Raw genomic sequence first — 1,645 nt, forward strand, 5'->3', positions numbered from 1 at the left:
TCGTTATAAAGCGGAAGATATAAAGATCATTGACATACAATATAACAACCAAGTAAGGAAAAACTAAAGCGTTAAAAACTTTGAGTGAGTCAGACAAACATACAATGGAGAGTTTGATCCTGGCTCAGGATGAACGCTAGCGGGAGGCCTAACACATGCAAGCCGAGCGGTAGAGATCTTTCGGGATCTTGAGAGCGGCGTACGGGTGCGGAACACGTGTGCAACCTGCCTTTATCTGGGGGATAGCCTTTCGAAAGGAAGATTAATACCCCATAATATGTTGGATGGCATCATTCGACATTGAAAACTCCGGTGGATAGAGATGGGCACGCGCAAGATTAGATAGTTGGTGAGGTAACGGCTCACCAAGTCTGCGATCTTTAGGGGGCCTGAGAGGGTGATCCCCCACACTGGTACTGAGACACGGACCAGACTCCTACGGGAGGCAGCAGTGAGGAATATTGGACAATGGGTGAGAGCCTGATCCAGCCATCCCGCGTGAAGGACGACGGCCCTATGGGTTGTAAACTTCTTTTGTATAGGGATAAACCTACTCTCGTGAGAGTAGCTGAAGGTACTATACGAATAAGCACCGGCTAACTCCGTGCCAGCAGCCGCGGTAATACGGAGGGTGCAAGCGTTATCCGGATTTATTGGGTTTAAAGGGTCCGTAGGCGGATCTGTAAGTCAGTGGTGAAATCTCACAGCTTAACTGTGAAACTGCCATTGATACTGCAGGTCTTGAGTGTTGTTGAAGTAGCTGGAATAAGTAGTGTAGCGGTGAAATGCATAGATATTACTTAGAACACCAATTGCGAAGGCAGGTTACTAAGCAACAACTGACGCTGATGGACGAAAGCGTGGGGAGCGAACAGGATTAGATACCCTGGTAGTCCACGCCGTAAACGATGCTAACTCGTTTTTGGGCTTTCGGGTTCAGAGACTAAGCGAAAGTGATAAGTTAGCCACCTGGGGAGTACGAACGCAAGTTTGAAACTCAAAGGAATTGACGGGGGCCCGCACAAGCGGTGGATTATGTGGTTTAATTCGATGATACGCGAGGAACCTTACCAAGGCTTAAATGGGAAATGACAGGTTTAGAAATAGACTTTTCTTCGGACATTTTTCAAGGTGCTGCATGGTTGTCGTCAGCTCGTGCCGTGAGGTGTTAGGTTAAGTCCTGCAACGAGCGCAACCCCTGTCACTAGTTGCCATCATTAAGTTGGGGACTCTAGTGAGACTGCCTACGCAAGTAGAGAGGAAGGTGGGGATGACGTCAAATCATCACGGCCCTTACGCCTTGGGCCACACACGTAATACAATGGCCGGTACAGAGGGCAGCTACACAGCGATGTGATGCAAATCTCGAAAGCCGGTCTCAGTTCGGATTGGAGTCTGCAACTCGACTCTATGAAGCTGGAATCGCTAGTAATCGCGCATCAGCCATGGCGCGGTGAATACGTTCCCGGGCCTTGTACACACCGCCCGTCAAGCCATGGAAGTCTGGGGTACCTGAAGTCGGTGACCGTAACAGGAGCTGCCTAGGGTAAAACAGGTAACTAGGGCTAAGTCGTAACAAGGTAGCCGTACCGGAAGGTGCGGCTGGAACATCTCATTTTAGAGCGTCTTAAAGACGATAAAAAAA

1 rRNA gene is annotated in these 1,645 nt (G+C 49.2%); it reads left to right on the plus strand.

Annotation, left to right across the window (positions count from 1 at the left end):
- Window positions 1-101: 101 nt before the first annotated feature.
- Window positions 102-1,618: ribosomal RNA gene (locus M030_RS0114305) — 16S ribosomal RNA — on the plus strand.
- Window positions 1,619-1,645 lie beyond the last annotated feature (27 nt).

The organism is Chryseobacterium sp. UNC8MFCol (assembly GCF_000482305.1).
GTDB lineage: Bacteria > Bacteroidota > Bacteroidia > Flavobacteriales > Weeksellaceae > Chryseobacterium > Chryseobacterium indologenes.